The following is a 24,344-nucleotide window of genomic DNA, read 5'->3' on the forward strand; positions in this document are numbered from 1 at the left end:
GGGGCTATTCCGGCAAAGATGTTACAGCTCGTTACCAACTAAGGTTTCGCTAAGGTTGGTTTTGCACTGTGCAAGCTCCCACAAACGCTGAGAGCTTTTCCATGCGCAAAATTCTCCTGTTGTCCTTGATTATCGCCAGCCCGCTGGCCGTCGCCGGCCCGCAATGCACCACCGCCGAACGCTCGCAATGGCAAGACGAAAAAGCCTTCCAGGACAAGCTCAAGGCCGAAGGCTACCAAATCAGCAAGTTCAAGGTCACCGACGGCAATTGCTATGAGATCTACGGTTTCGACAAGGACAAGCGCAAAGTCGAGATCTACCACGACCCGGTGACCGGCAAAGCCGTGAAGACTGAGATAAAAGGCTGATGCAAGGCGAATCCCTGCGCCTTTGGGACCCGCTGGTGAGGCTGTTTCACCTGTCTATCGCCGGGGTCTTTGTTGCCAATTACTTCTTCAATGAAGCGGGCGACGACTGGCATGTCTGGCTGGGCTACTACGCCATGGGCTGGCTGCTGGTACGAGCGGTGTGGGGGTTCGTCGGGCCGCGCAGTGCGCGCTGGTCAGACTTTTGGCCGACACCGAAGCGGCTTGCGGCCCACCTGCGCTCGCTGCTCAGGGGGCGCCCGCAACATCGCCTGGGTCACTCGCCGCTCGGCGCCCTGGTGATGGTGGCGATGCTGTCGGCGCTGCTGACCCTCGGTATCAGCGGCTTCCTGATGCAGGAAGTCGATGCTTTATGGGGCGCCGATTGGCCCCTGCAAGTCCACGAAACCGCGGCCAATGTGTTGCTGGGACTGGTGTGCATCCATGTGCTGGCAGCGGTGTTCGAGAGTTTCCAGCTGCGGGACAACCTGCCGTTATCCATGCTCACCGGTCGCAGGAAGCGCCTGCCGGATGAGCGTGCACCGTAATCTTTTTCCGAATTGGTTTGCCTATGCGCTCCGCCTTCCTGATCTGCAGCCTGCTAGGGGTATTCTGCGCCGCCTGGTTCAGTCATCCTCCCCATGTATTGGCGCCGTTTGCCCCTATCAGCTCGAACACCGCGAAGGCAACTGCGGCGCCGCAGTACACCAGTCGTTTTGTGTCTTCGCAGCTCAATGACTTTGTGCACGCCTCATCGGTTACCGCCCTGCCCGGTGGCGACTTGATGGCCGTGTGGTTTGCCGGCTCGCGCGAAGGTGCTGCCGATGTACAGGTGCGCACCGCACGCTTTGATGCCCGTAGCGGCGAATGGGGCACCGAGCACGTGCTTGCCACGCGGGAAAGCACCCGTGACGGCACCCAGCGTTACATCCGCAAACTGGGCAATCCGGTCATAGCCCTGGCGCCGGACAATCGTTTGTGGATGTTTTATGTTTCGGTATCGGTGGGTGGCTGGGCCACCAGTGCAATCAATGTGATGGTGTCCGATGACCTCGGCGCGAACTGGTCGACACCTCGGCAATTGGTGACCTCACCATTCTTCAATATCAGCACACTGGTACGCGCCGCACCGGTGTTCCATGCCGATGGTTCTATCGGCCTGCCGGTCTACCACGAATTCATGGGCAAGTTTGCCGAGTACCTGTACTTGAGCGCCGACGGTGCGGTGATCGACAAATTCCGCATCAGCCGTGGCAAAAACTCCCTGCAACCTACCATTGTGCCCCTGGACGGCAACCGCGCCGTGGCGATGTTGCGCTATGCCGGCGACACCCACCACCGCGTCCTGGCGAGCCGTACCGAAGACGCCGGGCAAACCTGGAGCGAACCGTATCCGCTGGAGCCCGCCAACCCCAATTCGTCGCTGGCGGCAGTGGGCACGGTGGACGACGGTTTGCTGGTGGCCCTCAATGACCTGCAGGACGGCCGCTTCAGGCTCAGTCTCTACGGCACCGACGCCCAGCTCAGCCAATGGCGTACGGTGGTGGAACTGGACCAGTCACCCGATCCGCTCGGCCAACCCTTCTCGCCCGACGTCTACAAGGAAATCATCGGAGAAGGCTTCCGTGCCTCCAGCGGCGCACGGCGCTTGCCGCTGGAACAACGCTTCCTCAGTAACCTCGACTACCGCGTGTGCCAACCCCAGGGCTGCGATTTCGAATACGAGTACCCGTACTTCAGCCGCGGCCCGGACGGCATGTACCACGTGGTGTACTCATGGAATAACACGTTTATCAAACATGTCAGCTTCAACGAAGCCTGGCTGGCGGAGCGGCTGTGATGGTTCCTCTATGGCAGGCCCACTTGAGTTTTGTGCTGTTGGGGTTTGTGCTGTTGAGCACGTTTCGATTCAGCGCGCCCTGGCGCCCGTGGTGGTTGCCGATATTGGCTGCGGTGAGTTTTATCCCGGTCAATGAGCTGCCGCTGGCGGCGTATGTGCGCAGTTTTACCGATGACCTGGCGCTCAGCACCGTGGTGCTGTTGGGGTGGGTCGCACTCAGCAGGTTGGGCGTAGTGCCGCCGCTTGTGCGTCAGCACCAAGTGCAATTGCTGGCGCTGTTCGGCGTATTGAGCCTGTTGCTGTACCCCGCCACCTTGGGCCTGACCTATTACGACCCATACCGTTGGGGGTTCAACCCGCGGCCCATGATTGTGCTGGTAGGTGCTTTGGCACTGCTGATGCTGTGGCTGCGCAATTCCCTGGCCGTGTGGATGCTGGCGGTCGGCACCCTGGCCTTCGCGATGCGGCTCAAGGCTTCGGAAAACTATTGGGACTATCTGGTCGACCCGCTGCTGACCGGCTACTGCCTGGTGGCCGGGGTCGGCCTGCTGATCGGCGCCGCCTGGCGTCCCCTTTTGAAATGGCACAGAGGTCAATGATGGGTGTGTTGCAATCGCGCCGCCTGCGTTACGGCGCAGGCTCGATCGCCTTGGTATTTGCGTTGCTGGCCGCGTTGCGGCTGGTATTTGTGCTGGGTTTTTCCGGCCTGGCTTTAAACACCCCGTCGCTCCTGGAAACACTGGGCATCGGCCTGCGTTTCGACCTACGCCTGACGGTGCTGATTTTGCTGCCGCTGGCCGTGCTGGCGTGGCTGCCGCGCTGGAACCTGACCACCCTGCCGATCTTGCGTTGGCTGGCACGGGGTTATCTGCTCATCGCACTAGCGGTGGTTGGCCTGGTGTACATCATCGACTTCGGCCACTACGCCTACCTTGGCGTGCGCATCAATGCGACGGTGCTGCGCTACCTGCAAGACGCACAGATTTCACAACAGATGGTGTGGGAAACCTACCCGGTGGTGTGGATCGCCTCGTGCTGGCTGACGGCAGTGACGCTTTGGGTTTGGGCGCTGATACGCCTTGAACGATTGACCCTGGATCAGGAGCGCAAAATTATCAGCAAGTGGGCACTGGCGCCGGTTTCCGTGATGGGCGTCGTAGCCGTGCTGTTGGCCCTGCTTGGCCGCGTCGCCAACCTCAACCTGGAAAACCCGGTGCCGCTGCGCTGGAGCGATGCGTTCTTCTCCGGCAACAACCAAGTGGCGGCAGTGGGCCTGAACCCGGTGCTGTTTCTGTATGACACGCTCAAGGTCGGTCAAGCGCAATTTGATGAAGCCCAGGTGCGCGAGCACTACCCGCAGATCGCGCAGTACCTGGGCGTCGATCAACCCGACGCCCAGCGACTTGATTTCGTCCGCGAACAAGGCGTGCAGCCTTATCGATTGGCCGGTGAGCGCCCGCCGAATGTGATTTTCGTCATGCTCGAATCCCTCGGCACCAGCGCCGTCGGTGCCTATGGCAATCCGCTCGACCCGACGCCGAACCTGGACAGACTGGCCACGCAAAGCTGGTTCTTCAAGCACTTCTATGTGCCCGTCACCGGTACCGCCAAGACCGTATGGGCCAGTATCACCGGCGTGCCGGATGTGACCCGCCAGGAGACCGCCACCCGCAACCCGCTGATCACGCGCCAACGCACGTTGATCAACGCGTTCGAGGGGTACCAGAAGTTCTACATGATCGGCGGCAACGCCGGCTGGGCGAATATCAATGCGCTGATCCGCCAGAGCATCGACGGCGTGCAACTGTTCGAGGAAAGCCACTGGCGCTCGCCCCGCGTGGACGTGTGGGGCATTTCCGATCTGGACCTGTTCAAGGAAAGCGACCGACTGCTGCGTGCTGTGCCCAAGGACCAGCCATTCTTTGCTTACCTGCAAACCTCCGGCAACCATCGGCCGTTCACCATCCCCAAGCAAAACGACGGCTTCCAGGTCAAGGACGTGACACTGGAGCAAGTCCAGGCCGCCGGTTCCCGTAGCGTCGAACAATATAACGCCGTGCGCCTGCTGGACTACAACATCGGCCGCCTGATGGAAATCGCCAAGGCCGGCGGCTACTACGACAACAGTATTTTTGTGTTCTTTGGCGACCACAACACGCGTATCAGCCAGATCCCGCACATGGCCCCGGCGTTCGAGCAACTGGGCCTGGAAAGCAATAACGTGCCACTGCTGATCCATGCCCCCGGCCTGCAACCCCGGGTGATCGAAGAGGCCGTCGGTCTCGTGGACCTGTTACCGACGGTGGCGGGCATGGCGGGCATACCGTTCAGAAATGGCGCGCTGGGCCGGGATATCCAGCAGCCGGCTCCCGAGGGCGAGCGCGTGGTGCCGCTGGTACTGCGCGAGGGGACATTCCCGATCATTGGCGGTGTTACCAAGGACTTCCTGCTGCAGATGCAGCACGACGGCAGTTCGCCGACCCTACACGACCTGGCATCACCCACGCCGCGTGACGATGTGGCGGCGCAGCACCCCGAGGAGTTTCGGCGCTTGAATGGGCTGACACGGGGGCTGCACGAAACGGCTCGGATGATGCTTTATCGCAATATTCCATGACGCTGCGGTTTTCACGCTCAATGACTGATTTGTATCTGTAGGCGCAGTGGTGACCGTTCGGGCGGCCACCACTTCAGAACACGAAACTATGCCCTAACTCCCCTTCCATCCACCCCAAAAACCGCCTGACCCTGGGAAAGCTGGAGTGAGCCCTTGGGAACACCAGATGGTGGGCGGCGACCGGAGAGCTCAACGCTTCGGGGGCGACCTCGACCAGTGAGCCACTGGCGAGGTATTTTTGTGCCAGCAGCGTGCTTTCGAGGGCGAATCCCAAACCGTGGCTCGCCGCTTCCAGGCTCATGTAGGAGCGATCAAAACTCAAGGCGTAGGGTTTTTCGGGGCGCGCCAGGCCATGTTGGGCGAACCACTCAGGCCATCTGAGCAAGGTCGCTTCGGAAAGGATCAGGTCTTCAGCCAGAAGATCAGCGGCGCTTTTTACCGTGCAACGCGCGATCAGCTTGGGCGAGGCCAGCACAGCGAAGTTCTCGTTACGCACGGTACGCACTTCATAGCTGGGCCAATTGGGCCGGCCGTGGCGAATATCGACATCGATCTTGTCCTGGCTGAAATGCAGCGATTCATAGGAGCAAGACAAATTGATTTGGATGTCCGGGTTGGTCAAGCGAAATGACTCCAACCTGGGCATCAGCCATAGCAAGCCAAAGCTGGGGGAGGAATGCAGCCGCAGGCAATCCAGGCTCACGTCACTCGCGGCCCGCTGGGTGGCGACTTCAAGGCTCTGCAACAAACCGGAAATGTCCTTCAAGTACTGCTCACCTACCGGTGTCAGCGTCACCCCACGCGCAGCCCGCACAAACAGCTGTCGACCAATCATCACCTCCAGCTTGGCCAGTTGATGGCTGATCGCTGACGGCGTGAGGTCGAGCACTTCGGCGGCTCTTGCCAGGTTGCCGAAACGAGCGGTTTGCTCGAAGGCTTGAATGGCTCTCAGCGGTGGCAGATGGGATGAAGGGATATCGTCCTGGCGCATCAGTATTCAGCCTGTTTTTGTGGCACGAGCAGGGAGTGCCATTCAAGCATTTGCGATCTGCATTGACGAGTGCTGAATTTTATTCATGTAGCAGTGACGTTTGCGTTATTGCTCGACCTGTTGACGGGGACCACTCTGGGTCATCGATCGCTGAATCGAACCATAAAAACAATCAGAGGTACCCCTCATGCTTCTTCAAGGCAAAGTCGCGATTATTACTGGCGCCGCATCCGAACGTGGTATCGGCCGAGCAACGGCTGTTACCTTCGCCAGACACGGCGCCCACGTCGTGATTCTGGATCTCGACGAATCCGCCGCCCGTGACGCTGCGGCCACCCTCGGCGAAGGCCATCTGGGCCTGGCAGCCAATGTCGCCGACGAAATGCAAGTCAAAGCCGCGGTCGCCAAGGTTGTCGAGCGCTACGGCCGTATCGACATACTCATCAACAATGCCGGCATCACGCAGCCGATCAAGACCCTGGACATACGCCCGGGCGATTACGACAAAGTCCTGGATGTGAGCCTGCGCGGCACACTGTTGATGTCCCAGGCGGTCATTCCGGTCATGCGTACCCAGGCCTCGGGCAGCATCGTTTGCATGTCATCCGTGTCGGCCCAGCGCGGCGGCGGCATCTTCGGCGGCCCCCACTACAGCGCAGCGAAAGCCGGTGTACTCGGACTTGGCAAAGCCATGGCGCGGGAGTTTGGCGCGGACAACATTCGCGTCAACTCCATCACGCCAGGTTTGATCCATACCGACATCACCGGCGGCCTGATGCAGGACGATCGTCGTCACGCCATCATCGAAAGCATCCCGCTGGGCCGGCTCGGTGCCGCGCAGGATGTCGCCAATGCGGCACTGTTCCTCGCCAGCGACTTGTCCTCTTACCTCACCGGTATCACGCTCGATGTAAACGGCGGCATGTTGATCCATTGACGATCAACTGAAGCCACCCACTGCCCTTTCAGTTCTGGATCGAAGATACGTCGGGCCTGAGCCCGGCGTTTTATAAAAACAAGAGATCAGACCATCATGATGACCACCATGACGCTCGACACTGTGTCCACAGTGCGCTCAAGCGCGTATCGCAAGACTGCCTGGCGATTGATGCCTTTCCTGATGCTGTGCTACCTGTGCGCTTACCTGGACCGGGTGAATGTCGGGTTCGCAAAGCTTCAGATGATGAATGACCTGGCCCTGAGCGAGACCGTATACGGGCTTGGCGCCGGCATGTTCTTTCTTGGTTATTTCCTTTGCGAAGTGCCCAGCAACCTCATCCTCCACAAGGTCGGTGCCCGTCGCTGGATCGCACGCATCATGATCTCGTGGGGCATCATCTCCGCCCTCTTCGCCTTCGTAGAAACGGCCTGGCAATTCTATACGCTGCGCTTTCTGCTCGGGATCGCCGAAGCGGGTCTCGCGCCGGGCTTGCTGCTCTACCTTACTTACTGGTTCCCCTCCTACCGTCGCGCCAAAATGACGGTGCTGTGGTTCATCGCCATCCCGCTCTCGGGGATGATCGGCGGACCGCTCTCAGGCTGGATCATGACACAGTTCGCAGGCGTTCATGGCTGGGCGGGCTGGCAATGGATGTTCGTGATTGAAGCCGCTCCGACCGTCATCGTCGGCCTGATGGTGCTGGCCTACCTCAAGGACGGCGTGCACCAGGCGACCTGGCTCACCGATGAAGAAAAAGCGCTGGTCGCCAAAGAACTGGCCGAGGACAACAGCCGCAAAGTCACCCACGCCTCGGTCGGGGCATTCCTGCGGGACCGCCGCCTGTGGATTCTCGCCGGTATCTACTTTTGCGTGGTCATGGGCCAGTACGCGATCACCTTTTGGCTGCCGACGCTTATCCGTAATGCAGGTGTTGCCGATCCGATGCACATCGGATTGCTCACCAGTCTCCCCTACCTGTGCGCCATCATTGCGATGGTGCTCATGGGGCGCAGCGGCGACAAACACCAGGAGCGGCGCTGGCATCTGGTCGGGCCAATGCTTGCCGGCGCGCTGGGCCTCACGTTGGCGGCGGTGTTCGGTGCCAACCTGACGTTGTCGGTGTTGTGCCTGTGCCTTGCAGCAGCAGGCGTGCTGTCGGCGTCTTCACTGTTCTGGATGCTGCCTACCACCTTGCTCGGTGGTGTCTCCGCCGCTGCGGGGATCGCCGGAATCAACAGCTTTGCCAATCTGGCGGGTTTCTGCTCGCCGTACCTGATTGGTTGGATCACCACCACGACCGGTTCGAGCGCCATCGGCATGTACCTGATTACCGGTGTGCTGTGCATCGGTGCCTGTTTGGTACTGCGCATTCCTGCCGCTTCGGTCAATCGTTGAGTTAACGGAGAATTTCCATGACTGCCACTTTATCTCGCGCGGCGTCCACCACATTGGTGCAGCGTGCCCATAACATTCGCCGCCATGCCTTGCGCATGGGGCAAGTCCAGGGCCAGGGCTATGTCGGTCAGGCACTGGGCGCGGCAGACTTGCTGGCCGTGTCGTACTTTCATGCCTTGAACTACAGGCCCGAAGACCCCGAGTGGGAACAGCGTGATCGCTTTTACCTTTCCATCGGTCACTACGCGATCGCGCTGTATGCCGCGCTGATCGAGGCTGAAATCATTCCACTGGATGAGCTTGAAACCTACGGTTCGGATGACAGCCGCCTGCCCATGTCCGGTATGGCCGCCTACACCCCCGGCATGGAAATCACCGGCGGCTCGCTGGGCCAGGGACTGGGCATCGCGGTAGGCGCCTGCCTGGGTCTGAAGCGCAAACAGTCCGGCTCTTTCGTTTACAACCTGCTATCGGATGGCGAGTTGAATGAGGGTTCTACCTGGGAAGCGGTGATGTCAGCTTCGCACTGGAAACTCGACAACCTGATCGCCATCGTCGACGTCAACAACCAGCAAGCCGACGGCCACTCCAGCGAGGTGCTGGCATTTGAACCCATCGTTGACCGATGGCAAGCCTTTGGCTGGTTTACCCAACGGGTGGACGGTAACGACCTGGACGCCTTGGTCAAAGCGTTCGACGCAGCCCGCAGCCATCCCGCCGCACAGCCGCGCGTCATCATCTGCGATACCAAGATGGGCAAAGGCGTGCCGTTCCTGGAAACCCGCGAAAAGACTCACTTCATCCGCGTAGATGAGCATGAATGGGATGTGGCCCTGAACAACCTGGAAGAAGGCAAAACAGTATGAACAACACACCCAATACCAACGTTCAGGTGCCCGCAGCGTCGAAGAAAAAGCTGACGACCTCGGCAATGATTGCTTCGATTGCCGCTGAAGGCCAGGCCACAAAACCAGCGCCATTCGGCCACGCACTGGCCGCACTCGCGGACCAGCGCCAGGACATCGTGGGTTTGTCGGCTGACTTGTCCAAATACACCGACCTGCATATTTTTGCGAAGGCGCACCCAGAGCGCTTCTACCAGATGGGCATGGCTGAGCAACTGTTGATGAGCGCGGCGGCCGGCATGGCTCGGGAGGGGTTCGTGCCCTTCGCCACCACTTACGCGGTGTTTGCTTCGCGCCGGGCCTATGACTTCATCTGCATGGCGATTGCCGAAGAAAACCTCAACGTTAAAATTGTCTGCGGTCTGCCGGGCCTGACCACCGGGTACGGCCCCAGCCACCAGGCAACGGATGATCTGGCGATCTTCCGCGCCATGCCGAACCTGATGATCGTCGACCCCTGCGATGCCCTGGAAATCGAACAAGCCGTGCCCGCCATTGCCGCGCACCAAGGGCCCGTCTACATGCGGTTACTGCGCGGCAACGTACCGCTGGTGCTCGATGAATATGGCTATGAATTCGAGATCGGCAAAGCCAAGACCCTGCGTACGGGCAATGAGGTTTTAATCATTTCCACCGGTTTGATGACGATGCGCGCCCTGGAAGCAGCCAAGGAGCTTCAGGCTGACGGTGTGGATGTCGCGGTGCTTCACGTTCCCACCATCAAGCCTTTGGATGAGCAGACTATCCTGGCTGAGGCCAGAAAGCCGGGACGACTGGTCGTGACGGCCGAAAACCACTCCATCATCGGCGGATTGGGCGAAGCGGTGGCCGCCGTGCTGTTGCGCAATGGCGTCACGCCGACGTTCAGGCAAATAGCGCTGCCGGACGCGTTTCTCGATGCGGGCGCACTGCCGACGTTGCACGATCGCTACGGTATTTCCACCCAGGCTGTGTGCGCGCAGATCAAGGGTTGGTTATAGGGTTTAAAACTGCAGGGGGGACCTCCCCCCTGAACGCCGTGGGGAAAGCCCCCCTTTTTACTCTCGTCGCAGGAGCGTATGGGGAGCAACGCCAAAGGCCTTGCGAAAAGCGTGGCTGAAATGAGAGAAGTCGGAGAAACCGAAATCCAGCGCCGCCTGAGAAATACTGCGGACTTGACCGCGCTCAATAGCCTCGCGGCTGGCGAGCAAGCGTGCCTTCCAGATTTCTGCGACCGGCGATTTCTGATGACGGGCGAAAGCGCGCGTCACCGTGCGTGTGGAGACATGGTGGGCTTGCGCGATGCGTTCGAGCGACAGGTCCGCCTCGGTCAAGTACTGGTGGATGTACTTCATGATCCGGCCATGCAGATCCAACTCGTCATGAGTCTGCTTTAAATCCTGGAGTTCCAGGCTGACCACCAGAAGGTCGAGCAACGTGCTGGAGTAACGACTGGAGACTCCTGTGTTATGGAAGCCGGCAGGCATACTCGCGGCTTGACGTAGCATCTCGCGTAACGGAATCACCCCGGGGCGACGGTCATCCAGAACCACAGCGGTGCAGTCTGCTATGGAGGCCAAGCGCTGACTGAGCAATTGTCGCGGAATGCGGACAAGGTGGTTATCAGTACCACCGAAGCTGAATCTGAACGGCTGGGATGCGTCATAAAGAAACAGATCGTCCGCCGCCAGTTTCGTCCGTCGGTCAGCCTGCTCCAGTTCGCCATAACCGCTCCTGGTGAAGCCCAACCACAAATCGTCATTAGGATCACTGCGCAGGTGCTGGGCGGAACGCTCCCAATAGTGCAAGGGTGCGGACAACGTGCAGATGTCCAATGCGCCCATGGCATGCACCTCAAGTGCCCCGTCAAAATCGCTCTGCGCCAGTCGTTTGCTGTCTGCGTCCAGGCAGTGGTGACAAACCACCTCTTTCCAGTAATCGAACCGGTGGGGGGCCGTAACGGCAAGCGTTGAATACTGACAGGTCTGGCTCATTGCATTCACCTCGCGGCGGCGTTTCAACAAAAGAAGCGGGGTAACGTTTTTGCGAGCCAAGCAATTAGCAGGCCATCTCCATCGCATCATTCCCGCTGCCAGACACCTTGGAAGATAGCCGCCTGCACGTTACAAAGGCCGATCCCTCCAACACTCCCCATGCCACTTCTCGGGGCACATCGCCCCCTTGTTTCACACGCCCCGCACCATTGCCGCGCGCTGACATGCCGGCCTTTTTTACCTGTCCTTTTTAACCAAACGGTTGTCCATTCGAGCCAAGCACGTTGCATCCGCCCTGGATAATTTTCACTCCACGCCGTGTCCCTACAAGCACGAATGAGGAGGTGTCTCATGCATCCACGAGAACAGCAGCGACTGTCCGATTCATCCTGGTTTTTACAGCGATGGGACATGGCACCCGAAGAGTTCGCCACTTACCTGGTGCAGCTCGGGACCTTGGTGCTGCAACGCCGATGGAGTGGTACCCACCGCAAAACAACAACATCCACTGGGATGTAGAACAGCGAACCGTCCGTTTGAGACGGAAATAAAGGAGCCCCCCATGGAATCTGCAATCGATAAACATCTCAAATGTCCGCGGACTTTGTCCCGTCGTGTCCACGACGATTACCAGCCACCCTTCCCGATGTTTGTGGGGCGGGCTGACGAAAACGTGAAGCAAGTTGTAATGGCTTACCTCGGGGTGCAATTTCGCGACGAGCAACGCGCCGCCGCCTTGCAAGCCATGCGCTACATTGACGCAAGCTTTGCCCTCGCCGATGGCCCAGGGAATCACGACCTGACCTACCACCTCGACAATCAGGGTTACGGAAACTTCATCGCCGTGGGCTACTGGCGTGATCCCGCCGCCTATCACCGATGGCTACTTTCAGCGCCTGTGGCCGATTGGTGGGGCGACGATGCGCGCCTGAACGAGGGGTTGGGGTATTTCCGCGAAGTCATCGCACCACGTGCCGAGCAGTTCGAGACGCTGTATGCATTCCAGGATGATTTGCCAGGTGTCGGTGCGATCATGGACGGCATCAGCGGCGAGATCGAGGAGCACGGCTACTGGGGCTCGGCGCGGGATCGCTTTGCTATCTCACAGACCGACTGGATGCAGCCGACCAGCGAACTGCAAGTCATTTCAGGCGACCCCGCCAAGGGCGGCAGGGTCGTGGTACGCGGCCACGACAACCTGACGCTGATCCGCTCCGGACAAGACTGGGTCGAAGCCGGCGACGAAGAGCGTGCGCTCTACTTCAACGAGATGCTGCCGCCACTGCAAGACGGCATGAACTTCCTGCGTGACGAGGGGCAGGCGCTGGGCTGCTACAGCAACCGCTTCGTACGCAATGTCGACCTGGATGGCAATCTCCTCGACATCGCCTATGACATCGGTCACTGGCGATCCCTCGACAAACTGGAGCGCTGGGCAGAATCCCACCCCACTCACTTGCGTATTTTCACCACGTTCTTCCGAGTAATCGGGGGCCTTTCGAAGCTGCGGCTGTATCACGAGGTCTCGGTAGCGGACGGTAGCCAACAACTGTTCGAGTACATCAACTGCCATCCGCAGACCGGGATGATGCGCGACGCGCAAGTGTCGCCCACCTGACTCCATCGCTGACTCCACTTTTAGCCCTGCGCGTCGCCCGATGGGCGCTAGCGGGGCTCTTTTTGCCCGAAAAAAGGATCTTCGATCATGAAACAGTTCCGCTACCTGTCGCTTGCCGCCCTCCTCCCCAGCCTTTCCTCCCATGCCCTCGAGGTGGACCCTGGCGATTACGAGCCGCTCCCCGTGGGAGCGACCATCGGCGTGGTCTACTACCAGCACGCCACCACGGACAGTGCCTATGCCCAGGGGCACAAGACCAGTTCCGATTTCAACCTGACTTCCGATATCGGCATTCTGCGTTTGCTGCACGTCTATCAGTTGAGCGAGCGACTGACCATCGAGCCTCAATTCCTGTTGCCCTTCGGTCATGTCTCGGGCGGTGGTGACGCTTCTGGTCTAGGCGACGCCAGCGGCATCGGCGACCTCATTCTCACCGCACCGCTCAAGTACCGTCTCAACGACGCCAACGACACCCTCGGTGCGACCGCCTACCTGTACGTGCCGACTGGTGACTATGACAAAGACGACGCGCTCAACATTGGCGAGAACCGTTGGAAGGTTGATCTCCAGGCCGCTTACGTCAAGCACTTCACGGAGAAGTGGGCCATCGACCTCGTCGGTGACGCCATCTGGTACGGGGACAACAACGACTTTGGCGCCAGCTCCGCCCGTCGGGAACAGGACGTTTCCTACGGCGCTCAGTTAATGGGGCGCTACATGCCCGACGAGACCACTGCGCTGGCTATCGGCTTCGGCCACAGTTGGGGCGGGGAAAACCAGATCGATGGTGTCAACCAGGACGACAGGATGGAAACCACCAACTTCCGCGTCACGGCCAGAAAGTTTTTCACCGCCAAGGACCAACTCCAAGTGCAACTCGGACGCGACCTTGCGGTGGAGAACGGCCCCAAAGAAGACTTTCGCATGAACCTGCGCTACGTCAGGGTCTTTTAGGCCCGCCCGTCTCTACCACCCGTTGTCCTTATCAACCAAGCGTGTGCCCAACGACGCGACAGTTGGCTAATGAGATGCCTCTCACCCGAAACGGAGTAACCAGACAATGACCGACCAGCAACCCACCACGGAACAACAACCCTCCCTCTATACCCGTCTTGGCGGCTATGACGTGATCTATCAGTTCGCAGGCGCAGTGTTGAGAAAGACAATGGGACACCCTGCCATCGGGCACATCTGGGCCCATATGTCGGAATCGACGTTCCAAAAGGAACACATCAATTTTGTCGATTTCCTTTCCGAGCACTGGGGTGGAAGCGCCAAATACAGGGGGAGAGACATGGTCACCGCGCATCGCGGAATGGGGCTGACCGAGGTGCACTGGCAAGCCGTGCTCGATTGTCTCGAGGCGTGCTACGACGACTACGCTCTGGCCCCGGATCTGCGCAAAGAGGTCAATGACTTCCTCATCAAGTTCAAACCGGCGGTGATCGGGAGCCCCTCCTATCGGGACGTCGTACTCGCGCACCCGGAAATGGACCCCGCCAAAGGCATGAGAAGCGTTGGAGTTGTCTGGCCAAAAGCCGGGAAGTCACCTCGGAAACAGACCACGCCTGAATCCGAAGACTGATACCCCGGCATAAGCCTGAGCCACAGCAATGGAGGGCGACCGTGGAGGAGCAAGCGAGTCCCGCTCAACCAAGCGACTGTCCTCCTCAGCCAAGCGCTGCTCAATCTGTGGAGATAGCTTGATACCAGCCCCGGCCACGGCTCGCCAATCGTGCGCACCGTGCCCGGGTATCCCCGAGATGACGTTTGAACAGACATTGCCAGCCCCTGCGGGTTGGCACAGGACACAGGACACCCCATGGCCATCATCCGCCCGACTCTCGAACAAGTGCAGGATCTCGCCAGCCGCCTGCACATACAGCTGACACCCGAGCAAGCCAGCGAATACCTGGCGCTCATGCAATCCAGTTTCGATGCCTACGACCTCGTCGATGAGTTGCCTGATTTCATCCCTTCAGTGCGCTACGAGCGCAGTTCCGGTTATCGCCCTTCAAGCACGGAAAACCCGCTGAACGCCTGGTACTACAGAACTGAGGTGATGGGCGCCAGTTCGGGCAAGCTTGCTGGCAAGACGGTCGCGCTCAAAGACAATATCTCCCTGGCCGGTGTCCCGATGATGAACGGCGCCGCACCACTGGAGGGTTTCGTACCGTCGCTTGATGCCACCGTGGTGACGCGTCTGCTCGACGCTGGAGCAACCATCCTCGGCAAAGCCACCTGCGAACATTACTGCCTCTCCGGTGGAAGCCATACCTCGGACCCCGCGCCTGTGCACAACCCTTTTCGCCATGGTTTCACGACGGGCGGTTCGTCTTCGGGCAGCGCGGCGCTTGTGGCGACGGGCGCGGTCGACCTGGCTATCGGTGGCGACCAAGGCGGTTCCATCCGCATTCCTGCCGCATGGTGCGGCATTTATGGAATGAAACCTACCTGGGGTCTAGTGCCTTACACCGGGGTCATGGCGATCGAGTCCACCTTCGACCATGTCGGCCCCATGACGAACAACGTACGCGATAACGCGCTCATGCTCGAAGTGATGGCCGGCGCCGACGGGCTCGACCCTCGCCAGGCCGCCCCCAAGGTCGATGCCTATTGCGATTATCTGGAACGAGGCGTGACCGGACTCCGGATCGGGATCCTCCAGGAAGGCTTCCAACTCGCCAACCAGGATCCACGTATCGCAGAAAAGGTCCGCAGCGCTATCGCCCGGCTCGAAGCTTTGGGCGCGCGGGTCGAGGAGGTATCGGTTCCCGAACACAACCTGGCGGGATCGTTATGGAGCCCTATCGGCTGTGAAGGCCTGACCATGCAAATGATGCACGGCAATGGCGCGGGTTTTAACTGGAAGGGGCTGTACGACGTGGGCCTGCTGGACAAACAGGTCGGTTGGCGCGACCAGGCAAACGCATTGTCGCCGTCACTCAAGCTTTGCATGTTCGTGGGCCAGTTCGGTCTGGAGCGCTACAACGGTCGCTACTACGCCAAGGCCCAGAACATAGCGCGCTTTGCCCGAGCGGCCTACGACAAGGCACTGGACACCTATGACCTGCTCGTCATGCCGACAGTGCCAATCACCGCCCAGCCGCTCCCGGAACCGGGTTCTTCAATCACCGAGACCGTCACGCGTGCGTTGGAGATGCTTGGCAATACGGCCGCTCAAGACATTACGGGGCACCCCGCCATGTCGATCCCGTGTGGCCTGGTGGACGGACTGCCCGTGGGACTGATGCTTGTCGGAAGACATTATGCCGAAGGCACCCTCTATCAGGCTGCAGCCGCATTCGAGGCCTCTGTCGATTGGCGGACGTTGTAGACCTGCGCATCGCATTGGCGAACGAACACCGGCAAGTAGCACTGAAAGTGAGTATCAACTTCAGAGGAGCCAAGACATGAGTCATACCCACGAACATCATCACGATCACGATCACGATCACGATCACGATCACGATCACACCGAGCCCCCCGAGGCCATCGCCTTGCGTGTCAAGGCGCTCGAATCCCTGTTGATCGAAAAGGGCTTGGTCGACCCAACCGCCATGGATGCTCTGGTGGACACTTACCAGCACAAGGTCGGCCCTCGCAACGGCGCCCAGGTGGTCGCCAAGGCCTGGTTCGATCCCGATTACAAGCATCGGCTGCTGGAAGATGCCACCGCGGCCATTGCCGAGCTGGGTTTTTCCGGCGTGCAGGGCGAAGACATGGTGGTGGTGGAGAACACCGCGACCGTGCACAACGTGACGGTCTGCACGCTGTGCTCCTGCTACCCCTGGCCGACCTTGGGCCTGCCACCCGTCTGGTACAAATCCGCGCCCTATCGGTCACGGATCGTCATCGATCCGCGCAGCGTGCTGGCCGAATTCGGCTTGATCATTCCCGATGACAAGGAAGTTCGCGTCTGGGACAGCAGTGCTGAGTTGCGCTACCTGGTATTGCCGGAACGTCCGGCCGGTACTGACGGCTGGAGCGAGGAACGACTGGTCGAGCTGGTGACGCGTGACGCCATGATCGGCACTGGCCTGCCGAAGACGCCGGGCGACGAAGCCTGAACCCGAGAAGGAGAAAACCATGAACGGTGTACACGACTTAGGCGGTATGCACGGTTTCGGCCCGGTGCTCACCGAAGAAAATGAACCCATCTTCCATCACGACTGGGAGCGCAGGGTCTTTCCGCTGTTCGCCTCGCTCTTCGTCGGCGGACACTTCAATGTCGACGAATTCCGACATTCCATTGAACGCATGGAACCGGCTGAATACTTGCAGTCCAGTTACTACGAGCATTGGCTGCATGCCTTCGAGAACCTGCTGCTGGAAAAAGGCGTGATCAGCACTGGCGAACTGCAGGGTACGGCCAAACCAACCCCATCGACACAGCCCATCACGGTTTTAACACCGGACATCGTCGAGGCCGTAGTGCTCGGCGGCGCCTCTTCCCGGGCAAAGGAACCCGTCTGCGGCCGTTTCCGGGTCGGTGACCGGGTGCGGACGAAGAACCTCAACCCAACCACCCACACCCGACTGCCCCGCTACGCGCGCGGCAAGGTCGGGACCATCGAGATTGCACACGGCGCGTTTGCCACCCCGGACACGATGGCCCACGGTCTCGGCGAACAGCCCCAACAGGTCTATGCCGTTCGCTTCAGTGCGACAGAACTGTGGGGAGTGGCGCGACCGGACAGTGTTTGCATTGATCTGTGGGACAACTATCTGGAGGCCGTATGAGCGCCAGCATGCGTCACATCCCCCCAATAGCCGGCCTGTCTCTCGACGATGAAGGCCCGGTCTTTGACAAACCTTGGCAGGCCGAGGCTTTTTCCCTGCTGGTCCACCTGCACCAGATCGGTCTGTTCCCCTGGGAGGACTGGGTGCAGGTATTCAGCGACGAAATCAAGGCTGCCCCGGCGCAACCCGGAGAAAGCGTCAACGACACTTACTACCGGCAGTGGCTCACAGCGTTGGAAAGAATGGTCACCACACTCGGTTTAACGGGTATGGAAGACATCAGCCGGCGCACCGAGGAATGGCAGCAGGCTTACTTGAATACCCCCCACGGACAGCCGGTGACGCTGCTCAATGCGAGTTGCCCACCGGCCCATGGAAACGGCCACGAACACCTGCCGCGGCACGAGCCGGTGGCGATCAGCCGGGCCATAAGCTGAGGCCGGAGTCATCCTGTTTTTTTACTTTCGAGGTCGCGTAGCGGCCAAGGGGCAATCGTCATGCATATCGAACCTAACCTGGTGGAAGCTGGAAAACTCTGGCTGAGCTACGTCACTGCCGCAGGTGCCGGCGCCTACACCCTCAAACTCGCTGCCCAAGCCATGGGCGAGCGTGGTGTCTTCTCGCTGCTGGCTCGCACTGTCACTGCCACGGCCCTGGTATTCAGCTTCTTCGAGCTACTACCGCATCATCCCGTCGGCGTCTCCGAGGTCCATCTCATCCTGGGGTCAACGCTGTTTCTGCTGCTCGGCGCCGCACCTGCGGCAGTGGGTCTGGCCCTGGGACTGCTGATCCAGGGTCTGTTCTTCGCGCCATTCGACCTGCCGCAATACGGCATGAACGTCACCACCCTTCTGGTTCCGCTGTTCGCAGTTACCGCCCTGGCGAAACGCATCATCGCGCCAAACACACCGTATGTGGAGCTGAGCTACAGACAAGCGCTGGGGCTGTCGACAGCCTTCCAGGGGGGCATTGTCGCCTGGGTTGCCTTCTGGGCCTTCTACGGGCAAGGCTTCACAGCAGAAAACGCCCTGTCAATTCTGACCTTCGGCAGCGCCTACATGAGCGTCGTCATCCTCGAACCGCTGTTGGACCTGGCCGTGCTGGCCGGTGCCAAGGCCACACATCGCCTGCGTGGTAGCACGCTGCTCGAGCGCCGTCTGTACCAGGCCGCCTGAGTCGACAGACTCCTCCAGGCCAGACTGTCCCCGGGCATTCGAAGACCGTAATGCTCGGGGGCATCAAGAGCGAGAACCGTCCCGAAACCTCGTGAGCGAACCAGAGGTGTTTGATGTTTTTCAGAAATAGCACCCGCAAGGAATTGAAGCTGCTCGGCGACCGGCTGGAACAGCACGACGGCGAGGGAGTATCGATAGCGGCGAAGGATTCGTCCCTGCGACGGGTACTGGCGGGCATCGAACGCCTGCTCGCCGATCGCACGGCGCTCCGGGCCAGCGTGGTCGACCTTAATGCTGAACTGCAACGCCTCAGGCTTCAGTTGGGTGAATACGAAACGCGGTTGCATGATCAAGAACAACTTTGGCAATTGGCGGCAAGCGGGTCGGAAGATCTGCTCTGGAAATTGCAGCTCGATGGCCGCCTGCAGCCCGCACGTGATGCAGTACTGCAATGGTTCGGCAACCTGCCCACCCAAGCGGATCTCCCCGTCTATCTAGGCCCTTGGAACGATTGCCTTCACCCTGACGACCGCCAGGCCAACCTGGATGCCCTGGCCCATCACCTTGCCGATCGCAGCGGGCATGCGCCCTACCAGGTGGAGGTGCGCCTCGAGAGCCACTCGGGAGAATACCGCTGGGTCCAGATCTGCGGTGAAACGCTCCGTGACGAACGGGGGCTGCCACAGATCAGCGTCGGTATGCTGCGCGACATCCACAAACAGCGCTTGCGAGACGAAGAGTTCGCGATGCTCTCGGCCCGCTTCGATATTTCCCGCGAATGCATCCAGGACGCGCTCTGGGATATCAATATCGTCGCAGGCGATCCAGCCAATCCCCATAACGTCATCTGGTTCTCGTCACAGATGCGTCGCATGCTCGGCTACGAAACCATCGAAGAGTTTCCCAATGTGTTCGAAAGCTGGCTGTCACGCCTGCATCCCGAAGACAGCCAGCGTGCCGTGCAAGCGTTTGTCGACCATGTCGCCGACCGCTCCGGCCAAACACCCTTCGATGTGACCTACCGCCTCAAGCACCGCAACGACGAGTACCGTTGGTTCAGAGGCAGAGGTCAGACCCAGCGAAGCAACGACGGCACGCCCTTACGTACAGTGGGGGCGATCACAGACGTGCACTCCCATCGCGAGGAAAGCCAGTTGCGCCAGACTCAGGAACGTCAGCATCAAGCCATGCAGGAAAACCTCGCCAAGCTGACGCAGATAGTCGCCGCCATCCAAAGCATCGCCAAACAGACCAATCTACTGGCCCTGAATGCGGCCATAGAGGCGGCCAGAGCCGGTGAGGCCGGAAGGGGTTTCGCAGTGGTCGCCGACGAGGTCCGCAAGCTGGCCACCCGGACCAGCCAGGCCACCCAACAGGCGGCCGACATGATCGAGAGGTACTGAGTTCAAGCGGGGCCCCATGCTATTCGCCCCGACTTCTCGTACAAGACCCAGGCAGTGACGCTCCTGGGTTTTCGCGAGTGAACTCGAACCTACAGTGGGGTGCTGTAGGATTTGCCTGTCACACTTTGTCCAATCTTCACCAGTGCAGATGATTACGATTCTCTTTTAAGTTGAATTGTAAAGGACACCCCATGCACTCCCCTCTCCGTTTTCCAACATTGTCCCCGTGGACGCGTTTCGCCCTGGCCGCCAGTGCAGCCGGCGCGCTGTGCACGTCCGCCCAGGCTGCCGAACCGCAGGCCATGACCCTTGATGATGTGGTCGTGACCGCTTCCGGCTACGAGCAACGCGTCGAGGATGCGCCGGCCTCTGTCACGGTGATTGATGGGGAGACGCTGCGCCGCAAGTCGTATCGCGATCTGGGTGACGCGGTGCGGGATGTCGAGGGGGTAACGGTCAACGGCGGGGCCAATGAGACGGACATTTCCATTCGCGGCATGCCGGCCGATTACACGCTGATTCTGGTCGATGGCAAGCGCCAGAGTGCCCGGGAATCGCGGGTCAACGGTAACAGCGGTTACGAGCAGAGTTTCGTGCCGCCGGCGGCGGCCATCGAGCGTATCGAAGTGGTGCGTGGGCCGATGTCGTCGCTGTACGGTTCGGACGCCATTGGCGGGGTGATCAACGTGATTACCCGCAAGGTTTCGCCGCAGTGGGGCGGCTCGGTGTCCTACGATTATTCCGCGCGCCAGCACAGTGACCAAGGCAACGCCCGTCAGACGCAGTTCTACCTCAATGGTCCGTTGCACGAAGATTTTCTCGGCTTGCAGGTCTGGGGCCGTTACCTGGATCGTCAGGCCGATGACGACATCGAGCAAACCAACGGTTTCAGCCAGGCCGATCACCGCGACCTGACCGCACGCCTGGCCTTCACCCCGACCGTCGACCACGACATCCTGCTGGAGGCTGGCGCCACGCGCTTGAAGAACGGCGACGGCATCAGTGCCAATTGGGCCACCCGCGAGCAGGAGAACAATCGCGATCACTGGTCGCTGTCGCACCAGGGCCGTTGGGGTTGGGCCACTTCGGATATCGCCTTGTCCCAGGAAACCTCCAGCCGCGAAGGCAAGGCCACGCCGGCGCAAACCGATATTTACGGGCGCAAACCGGAGGTCAAGAACACCGTGTTCGACGCCAAACTGGTGGTGCCCACCACGCACAATGTCAGTACCGTGGGCATGCAATGGAATGAAAGCGAATTGACCGACTGGAACCAGGGCCTGGGCGATCGCGTCGATTACGAGTTTTCGGTACTGCAAAAAGCCGTGTTCGCCGAAAACGAATGGTCGGTGACCGACAACTTCGCGCTGACCACCGGCCTGCGCCTGGACGACCACGAACAATATGGCACCCACGCCAGTCCGCGGATCTACGGGGTGTGGCGCGCCACCGATAACTGGACGCTCAAGGGCGGCATCGCCCGCGGTTTCAAGGCACCCGAATTGCGCGCGGTGGTCAAGGATTACGCCTACCTGCGACGCAACCGTTTCGTGATGCTCGGCAACCCCGACCTGAAGCCGGAAACCAGCACCAACTACGAGTTCTCGGCGTTGTGGTCCAACCGCGATGATCTGTCGGCGGGCGCGACGGTGTTCTACAACGACTTCCAGGACAAGTTGTCGACGGTCACCACCGACGAGCGCTGGAACGGTTACATCGTCATGGACCGGGTCAACATCGATAAGGCCGTGATCCAGGGTGTGGAGCTGACCGGGCAATGGGATATCAACGCCAGTGTGTTGTTCAAGGCCAATTACACCTACACCGACTCGGAACAGAAAAGCGGCGCCAATGCCGGCGCACCACTGGCGCTGACGCCCAAGCAAAAAGCCAACCTGCGCGGCGAGTGGGCGATCAATGATCGCGCGCAAGCGTGGGCGTCGGTCAGCTACTACGGAGAAGAAACCGGCAACACCATTACCGATGAAAGTGCGCCAGGCTACACCACGGCCGATCTGGGCGGCTCTTATGAGCTCACCGATTCGATCACGTTGAACAGTTCGCTGAACAACATCACCGACAAGCGCCTGGACGATGAAACCTACGGCACGGTGAACTACGGTCGCACGTTGTGGATGGGCGCTACGTTGAACTTCTGAGCAGCGCGGCCGGCAGCCTGACCACGGCGCACAATCCGGCGGACGGGCGGTTTTCCAGCAGCAGTTCGCCACCGTGTGCCTGCACGCAGGCGCGGGCGATGGCCAGGCCCAGGCCGACACCGCCCTTGTGCCCATCGGCCGCTCCACCGGCGAACTGCACGAACGGCTCGAACACCCTGCTCAACCAGGCATCGGGAAGCCCTGCACCGTGGTCAAGGATGTCCAGGCGGACGGTGCCGGCGTCTTCGCGACACAGGCTCAGCGTGGCGTCCCCGGCATGACGCAGGGCGTTGTCGATCAGGTTGGTCAGGGCCCGTTTCAGCGCCAGGGGCCGGCACGTCAGCATGATCGGCGGCGCTCCGTGCCAGGTCACAGGCTGGTTCAGCAGTTGGTAACGTCTGGCCAGGTCGTCCAGCAACCCGTTCAACGAAATGGTCAGCGTCGGCTCCTGCACAGCGTCTTCGCGGACGAAGTTGAGGGTTTCGCGCACCATCAGACTCAACTCTTCGAGACTTTCCAGCATGTCCTCGCGAGCATCGCCCTCCTCCAGCAGTTCCACTTGCAGGCGCAGTTCAGTGATTGGCGTATTGAGGTCATGACTGATCGCGGCGAGCATGCGTGTGCGGCCCTCGACATGGCGGGCGATGCTGGCCTGCATGTGGTTGAACGCCGCCGTCAGGTCCCGTGCCTCCTGCGGCCCCGTCAGCGGCAACGGGGCAATCCACTCGCCGCGACTGACGCGCTCGGACGCCTGCACGAGGGTTTTCACAGGCTGCACCACGCGACTGATGCAGAACATGACGATCAACAGCACCGGAATGATCGTCACCGGCAGGCTGTACGTCAGGACTTTGCGCCACTCGTAAGCCCCGACCGGGTGCTGCAACGCGTTGAGGTAGCGGCCGTCGGGCAGTTCGATGCTGCTGCGCAAACGCAACGGAGCCCAGCCTGCGGAGCTGAAGACCTGGTCCCGGGCATGACCGCCGGTGACCCGCTCCAGTTGCATGACCACGGCAAGGTCTGGCGCCAATTGCAGACGCTCGCGCAGCACATTGGCCAGGCGTTGTTCTTCGGCGCGCATGTCGAAGGGCTCGACGTCGGCGCGCCGATCAATCCAGAAATGTGCATCCGGGGTGATCATCGACGCCAGCAGCCGGGCGCCGACCTGGTTGGGTGCCTCGAGAGCCGCATGGTGCGCGGTGACCAGACGTTCCAGGCTCATGGTCCGCGACAGCGGATGGATCAACGCCCCGGTGCGCTGCAGAACCAGCATGGCGATTGCATTGGAAGCGAGTAACGCAAGCAACAGCAGCACACTGAGTTGATGAACCATCTTGCGCGGCCACAAGGCACGCAGGCGATTCATGGCGCCTGCAGCACGACATCGGACGCCAGCAGATAGCCGCCACCCCAGATGGTGCGCAGCAATTCCGGTTCCCCCGGTTTATGGGCCAACTTGCGCCGCAGACGACTGACCTGACGGTCGATGGCGCGGTCTGTCACGTCTCTGTCGGTTGCGGTGGTCAAATCAATCAAGCGCTCGCGGGGCAGCAGCGTGTTGGGATGGTTGAGAAACACTTGCAGCAGCTTGCTTTCGACGGTGCTGAGCAGAATCGGCGGCTCTTGATCACGCGCCAGCGTGGCGTGACGGGCATCGTAACGCCAGTCGGCAAACAGGTAGCAGGGACTCATGTTCACGGCGACAGGGTCGGACGCCGATATGGCCTGTTTCGCGCCGGTCGGGCGGCGTCGACGCAGTACGCTGTTGATCCGCGCCACCAGTTCCCGGGGCTCGAACGGTTTGGTGACGTAGTCGTCCGCGCCCAGATCAAGACCGCGAACCCGATCGGCGCAGGTGTCGCGCGCCGTCAGCAGAATCACCGGCGTATCGCTTCGCCGATAAAGACGACTGCACAACTCGAAACCATCCCCATCGGGCAGCGACACGTCGAGGATGATCACCTCAAAGCTGTGCTGCTTGAGCAACTGCCACATGCCCGCCGCATCCGCCGCCGTGCGCACCTCGAACGTGTGGCGACGCAGAAACGTCGCCAGCGGATCGCGGATCTTGCGGCTGTCATCGACGATGAGCACGCTAGGGGCTTTGCTGGAAGGAATTGGGGGCATCGCGGCGCAGGACTACCAAGGGAAACAGGTAGCGATGATACTACGAACGCTTCTCAGTTGTATTGTTTGGGTCAGCGCTTACGGGGGGGTAGC

The 24,344-nt window shown here is 60.4% G+C and carries 22 protein-coding genes and 2 pseudogenes; 20 read left to right on the top strand and 4 right to left on the bottom strand.

Annotated elements, in window-relative coordinates; genetic code table 11:
* Positions 1 to 101 precede the first annotated feature (101 nt).
* Genes AO356_RS27310 through AO356_RS27330 form a run of 5 tightly spaced genes read left to right on the top strand, consistent with a single transcriptional unit; the run spans position 102 to position 4,822 of the window.
* A complete protein-coding gene (locus tag AO356_RS27310; protein WP_060742456.1) occupies positions 102 to 368 on the top strand; it encodes a PepSY domain-containing protein in 267 nt (88 codons plus the stop codon).
* Positions 368 to 913, top strand: a complete 546-nt coding sequence (locus AO356_RS27315) for a cytochrome b/b6 domain-containing protein (protein ID WP_060742457.1) — start codon at positions 368 to 370, stop codon at positions 911 to 913. Before AO356_RS27310 ends, AO356_RS27315 begins: the two co-directional genes overlap by 1 nt.
* Before the next feature lie 23 nt (positions 914 to 936).
* Positions 937 to 2,205, top strand: coding sequence for a sialidase family protein (locus AO356_RS27320; protein ID WP_060742458.1), 1,269 nt, complete (start codon positions 937 to 939; stop codon positions 2,203 to 2,205).
* Positions 2,205 to 2,804 (top strand): hypothetical protein, encoded by a 600-nt coding sequence (locus AO356_RS27325; protein WP_060742459.1) that lies wholly within the window; start codon positions 2,205 to 2,207, stop codon positions 2,802 to 2,804. Before AO356_RS27320 ends, AO356_RS27325 begins: the two co-directional genes overlap by 1 nt.
* Positions 2,804 to 4,822, top strand: coding sequence for an LTA synthase family protein (locus AO356_RS27330; RefSeq protein ID WP_060742460.1), 2,019 nt, complete (start codon positions 2,804 to 2,806; stop codon positions 4,820 to 4,822). The genes AO356_RS27325 and AO356_RS27330 overlap by 1 nt, the downstream gene beginning before the upstream one ends.
* Before the next feature lie 73 nt (positions 4,823 to 4,895).
* On the opposite strand, the gene AO356_RS27335 is transcribed toward AO356_RS27330, so the two are convergent.
* Complete coding sequence (locus AO356_RS27335) at positions 4,896 to 5,813, bottom strand: LysR substrate-binding domain-containing protein (RefSeq protein WP_060742461.1); 918 nt, start codon at positions 5,811 to 5,813, stop codon at positions 4,896 to 4,898.
* Between the two features lie 187 nt (positions 5,814 to 6,000).
* Between AO356_RS27335 and AO356_RS27340 the strand changes: the two genes are divergently transcribed.
* The 4 genes from AO356_RS27340 (at position 6,001) to AO356_RS27355 (ending at position 10,033) form a co-directional block, all read left to right on the top strand.
* Positions 6,001 to 6,750 (top strand): SDR family NAD(P)-dependent oxidoreductase, encoded by a 750-nt coding sequence (locus tag AO356_RS27340; RefSeq protein ID WP_060742462.1) that lies wholly within the window; start codon positions 6,001 to 6,003, stop codon positions 6,748 to 6,750.
* 96 nt (positions 6,751 to 6,846) lie between these two features.
* On the top strand, positions 6,847 to 8,148 hold the full coding sequence (locus AO356_RS27345; protein WP_060742463.1) for an MFS transporter: 1,302 nt from the start codon (positions 6,847 to 6,849) through the stop codon (positions 8,146 to 8,148).
* 17 nt (positions 8,149 to 8,165) lie between these two features.
* The gene (locus tag AO356_RS27350) at positions 8,166 to 9,014 is read left to right on the top strand and encodes a transketolase (protein WP_060742464.1); all 849 of its coding nucleotides are present in this window, start codon (positions 8,166 to 8,168) and stop codon (positions 9,012 to 9,014) included.
* Complete coding sequence (locus AO356_RS27355) at positions 9,011 to 10,033, top strand: transketolase family protein (RefSeq protein ID WP_060742465.1); 1,023 nt, start codon at positions 9,011 to 9,013, stop codon at positions 10,031 to 10,033. The genes AO356_RS27350 and AO356_RS27355 overlap by 4 nt, the downstream gene beginning before the upstream one ends.
* 57 nt (positions 10,034 to 10,090) lie before the next feature.
* Here AO356_RS27355 and AO356_RS27360 read toward each other — a convergent pair whose 3' ends face one another.
* Positions 10,091 to 11,026, bottom strand: a complete 936-nt coding sequence (locus tag AO356_RS27360; protein ID WP_060742466.1) for a helix-turn-helix domain-containing protein — start codon at positions 11,024 to 11,026, stop codon at positions 10,091 to 10,093.
* Between the two features lie 562 nt (positions 11,027 to 11,588).
* Here AO356_RS27360 and AO356_RS27365 point away from each other — a divergent pair.
* The 11 genes and pseudogenes from AO356_RS27365 (at position 11,589) to AO356_RS27410 (ending at position 22,124) form a co-directional block, all read left to right on the top strand.
* On the top strand, positions 11,589 to 12,644 hold the full coding sequence (locus tag AO356_RS27365; RefSeq protein ID WP_060742467.1) for a phenylacetaldoxime dehydratase family protein: 1,056 nt from the start codon (positions 11,589 to 11,591) through the stop codon (positions 12,642 to 12,644).
* Between the two features lie 87 nt (positions 12,645 to 12,731).
* Positions 12,732 to 13,598 carry a transporter gene (locus AO356_RS27370; protein WP_060742468.1) on the top strand — a complete coding sequence of 289 codons (867 nt, stop codon included), beginning with the start codon at positions 12,732 to 12,734 and terminating at the stop codon, positions 13,596 to 13,598.
* Positions 13,599 to 13,704: 106 nt separating this feature from the next.
* Complete coding sequence (locus tag AO356_RS27375; protein WP_060742469.1) at positions 13,705 to 14,229, top strand: group I truncated hemoglobin; 525 nt, start codon at positions 13,705 to 13,707, stop codon at positions 14,227 to 14,229.
* A 237-nt stretch (positions 14,230 to 14,466) separates the two neighbouring features.
* On the top strand, positions 14,467 to 15,981 hold the full coding sequence (locus tag AO356_RS27380; protein ID WP_060742470.1) for an amidase: 1,515 nt from the start codon (positions 14,467 to 14,469) through the stop codon (positions 15,979 to 15,981).
* Between the two features lie 76 nt (positions 15,982 to 16,057).
* Positions 16,058 to 16,714 (top strand): nitrile hydratase subunit alpha, encoded by a 657-nt coding sequence (nthA, locus tag AO356_RS27385; protein WP_060742471.1) that lies wholly within the window; start codon positions 16,058 to 16,060, stop codon positions 16,712 to 16,714.
* Positions 16,715 to 16,733: 19 nt separating this feature from the next.
* Entirely contained in the window at positions 16,734 to 17,387 is a 654-nt protein-coding gene (gene nthB / locus AO356_RS27390; RefSeq protein ID WP_060742472.1) for a nitrile hydratase subunit beta, read from the top strand.
* An 8-nt stretch (positions 17,388 to 17,395) separates the two neighbouring features.
* Complete coding sequence (locus tag AO356_RS27395) at positions 17,396 to 17,824, top strand: nitrile hydratase accessory protein (RefSeq protein WP_237140777.1); 429 nt, start codon at positions 17,396 to 17,398, stop codon at positions 17,822 to 17,824.
* Between the two features lie 60 nt (positions 17,825 to 17,884).
* Positions 17,885 to 18,562 carry an energy-coupling factor ABC transporter permease gene (locus AO356_RS27400; RefSeq protein WP_060742474.1) on the top strand — a complete coding sequence of 226 codons (678 nt, stop codon included), beginning with the start codon at positions 17,885 to 17,887 and terminating at the stop codon, positions 18,560 to 18,562.
* Between the two features lie 113 nt (positions 18,563 to 18,675).
* A pseudogene (locus AO356_RS27405) lies at positions 18,676 to 19,620 on the top strand (PAS domain-containing protein); the annotation flags it as partial.
* 129 nt (positions 19,621 to 19,749) lie between these two features.
* Positions 19,750 to 19,959, top strand: a pseudogene (locus tag AO356_RS33500) (methyl-accepting chemotaxis protein); the annotation flags it as partial.
* 197 nt (positions 19,960 to 20,156) lie between these two features.
* A complete protein-coding gene (locus tag AO356_RS27410) occupies positions 20,157 to 22,124 on the top strand; it encodes a TonB-dependent receptor domain-containing protein (RefSeq protein ID WP_060742476.1) in 1,968 nt (655 codons plus the stop codon).
* Here the strand turns inward: AO356_RS27410 and AO356_RS27415 are convergent.
* The gene (locus AO356_RS27415) at positions 22,108 to 23,457 is read right to left on the bottom strand and encodes an ATP-binding protein (protein WP_060743227.1); all 1,350 of its coding nucleotides are present in this window, start codon (positions 23,455 to 23,457) and stop codon (positions 22,108 to 22,110) included. The genes AO356_RS27410 and AO356_RS27415 overlap by 17 nt on opposite strands.
* Before the next feature lie 29 nt (positions 23,458 to 23,486).
* Entirely contained in the window at positions 23,487 to 24,251 is a 765-nt protein-coding gene (locus tag AO356_RS27420) for a response regulator transcription factor (RefSeq protein WP_060742477.1), read from the bottom strand.
* Positions 24,252 to 24,344: the final 93 nt, after the last annotated feature.

The sequence above is a fragment of the Pseudomonas fluorescens genome, assembly GCF_001307275.1.
Taxonomy (GTDB): Bacteria; Pseudomonadota; Gammaproteobacteria; order Pseudomonadales; family Pseudomonadaceae; genus Aquipseudomonas; species Aquipseudomonas fluorescens_AA.

What these genes read in the sequence shown, in the direction of transcription:
- AO356_RS27310 (WP_060742456.1), top strand. Translation starts at nt 102, where the DNA reads ATGCGCAAAATTCTCCTGTTGTCCTTGATTATCGCCAGCCCGCTGGCC.
- AO356_RS27315 (WP_060742457.1), top strand. Translation starts at nt 368, where the DNA reads ATGCAAGGCGAATCCCTGCGCCTTTGGGACCCGCTGGTGAGGCTGTTT.
- AO356_RS27320 (WP_060742458.1), top strand. Translation starts at nt 937, where the DNA reads ATGCGCTCCGCCTTCCTGATCTGCAGCCTGCTAGGGGTATTCTGCGCC.
- AO356_RS27325 (WP_060742459.1), top strand. Translation starts at nt 2,205, where the DNA reads ATGGTTCCTCTATGGCAGGCCCACTTGAGTTTTGTGCTGTTGGGGTTT.
- AO356_RS27330 (WP_060742460.1), top strand. Translation starts at nt 2,804, where the DNA reads ATGGGTGTGTTGCAATCGCGCCGCCTGCGTTACGGCGCAGGCTCGATC.
- AO356_RS27335 (WP_060742461.1), bottom strand. Translation starts at nt 5,813, where the DNA reads ATGCGCCAGGACGATATCCCTTCATCCCATCTGCCACCGCTGAGAGCC.
- AO356_RS27340 (WP_060742462.1), top strand. Translation starts at nt 6,001, where the DNA reads ATGCTTCTTCAAGGCAAAGTCGCGATTATTACTGGCGCCGCATCCGAA.
- AO356_RS27345 (WP_060742463.1), top strand. Translation starts at nt 6,847, where the DNA reads ATGATGACCACCATGACGCTCGACACTGTGTCCACAGTGCGCTCAAGC.
- AO356_RS27350 (WP_060742464.1), top strand. Translation starts at nt 8,166, where the DNA reads ATGACTGCCACTTTATCTCGCGCGGCGTCCACCACATTGGTGCAGCGT.
- AO356_RS27355 (WP_060742465.1), top strand. Translation starts at nt 9,011, where the DNA reads ATGAACAACACACCCAATACCAACGTTCAGGTGCCCGCAGCGTCGAAG.
- AO356_RS27360 (WP_060742466.1), bottom strand. Translation starts at nt 11,026, where the DNA reads ATGAGCCAGACCTGTCAGTATTCAACGCTTGCCGTTACGGCCCCCCAC.
- AO356_RS27365 (WP_060742467.1), top strand. Translation starts at nt 11,589, where the DNA reads ATGGAATCTGCAATCGATAAACATCTCAAATGTCCGCGGACTTTGTCC.
- AO356_RS27370 (WP_060742468.1), top strand. Translation starts at nt 12,732, where the DNA reads ATGAAACAGTTCCGCTACCTGTCGCTTGCCGCCCTCCTCCCCAGCCTT.
- AO356_RS27375 (WP_060742469.1), top strand. Translation starts at nt 13,705, where the DNA reads ATGACCGACCAGCAACCCACCACGGAACAACAACCCTCCCTCTATACC.
- AO356_RS27380 (WP_060742470.1), top strand. Translation starts at nt 14,467, where the DNA reads ATGGCCATCATCCGCCCGACTCTCGAACAAGTGCAGGATCTCGCCAGC.
- nthA (WP_060742471.1), top strand. Translation starts at nt 16,058, where the DNA reads ATGAGTCATACCCACGAACATCATCACGATCACGATCACGATCACGAT.
- nthB (WP_060742472.1), top strand. Translation starts at nt 16,734, where the DNA reads ATGAACGGTGTACACGACTTAGGCGGTATGCACGGTTTCGGCCCGGTG.
- AO356_RS27395 (WP_237140777.1), top strand. Translation starts at nt 17,396, where the DNA reads ATGCGTCACATCCCCCCAATAGCCGGCCTGTCTCTCGACGATGAAGGC.
- AO356_RS27400 (WP_060742474.1), top strand. Translation starts at nt 17,885, where the DNA reads ATGCATATCGAACCTAACCTGGTGGAAGCTGGAAAACTCTGGCTGAGC.
- AO356_RS27410 (WP_060742476.1), top strand. Translation starts at nt 20,157, where the DNA reads ATGCACTCCCCTCTCCGTTTTCCAACATTGTCCCCGTGGACGCGTTTC.
- AO356_RS27415 (WP_060743227.1), bottom strand. Translation starts at nt 23,457, where the DNA reads ATGGTTCATCAACTCAGTGTGCTGCTGTTGCTTGCGTTACTCGCTTCC.
- AO356_RS27420 (WP_060742477.1), bottom strand. Translation starts at nt 24,251, where the DNA reads ATGCCCCCAATTCCTTCCAGCAAAGCCCCTAGCGTGCTCATCGTCGAT.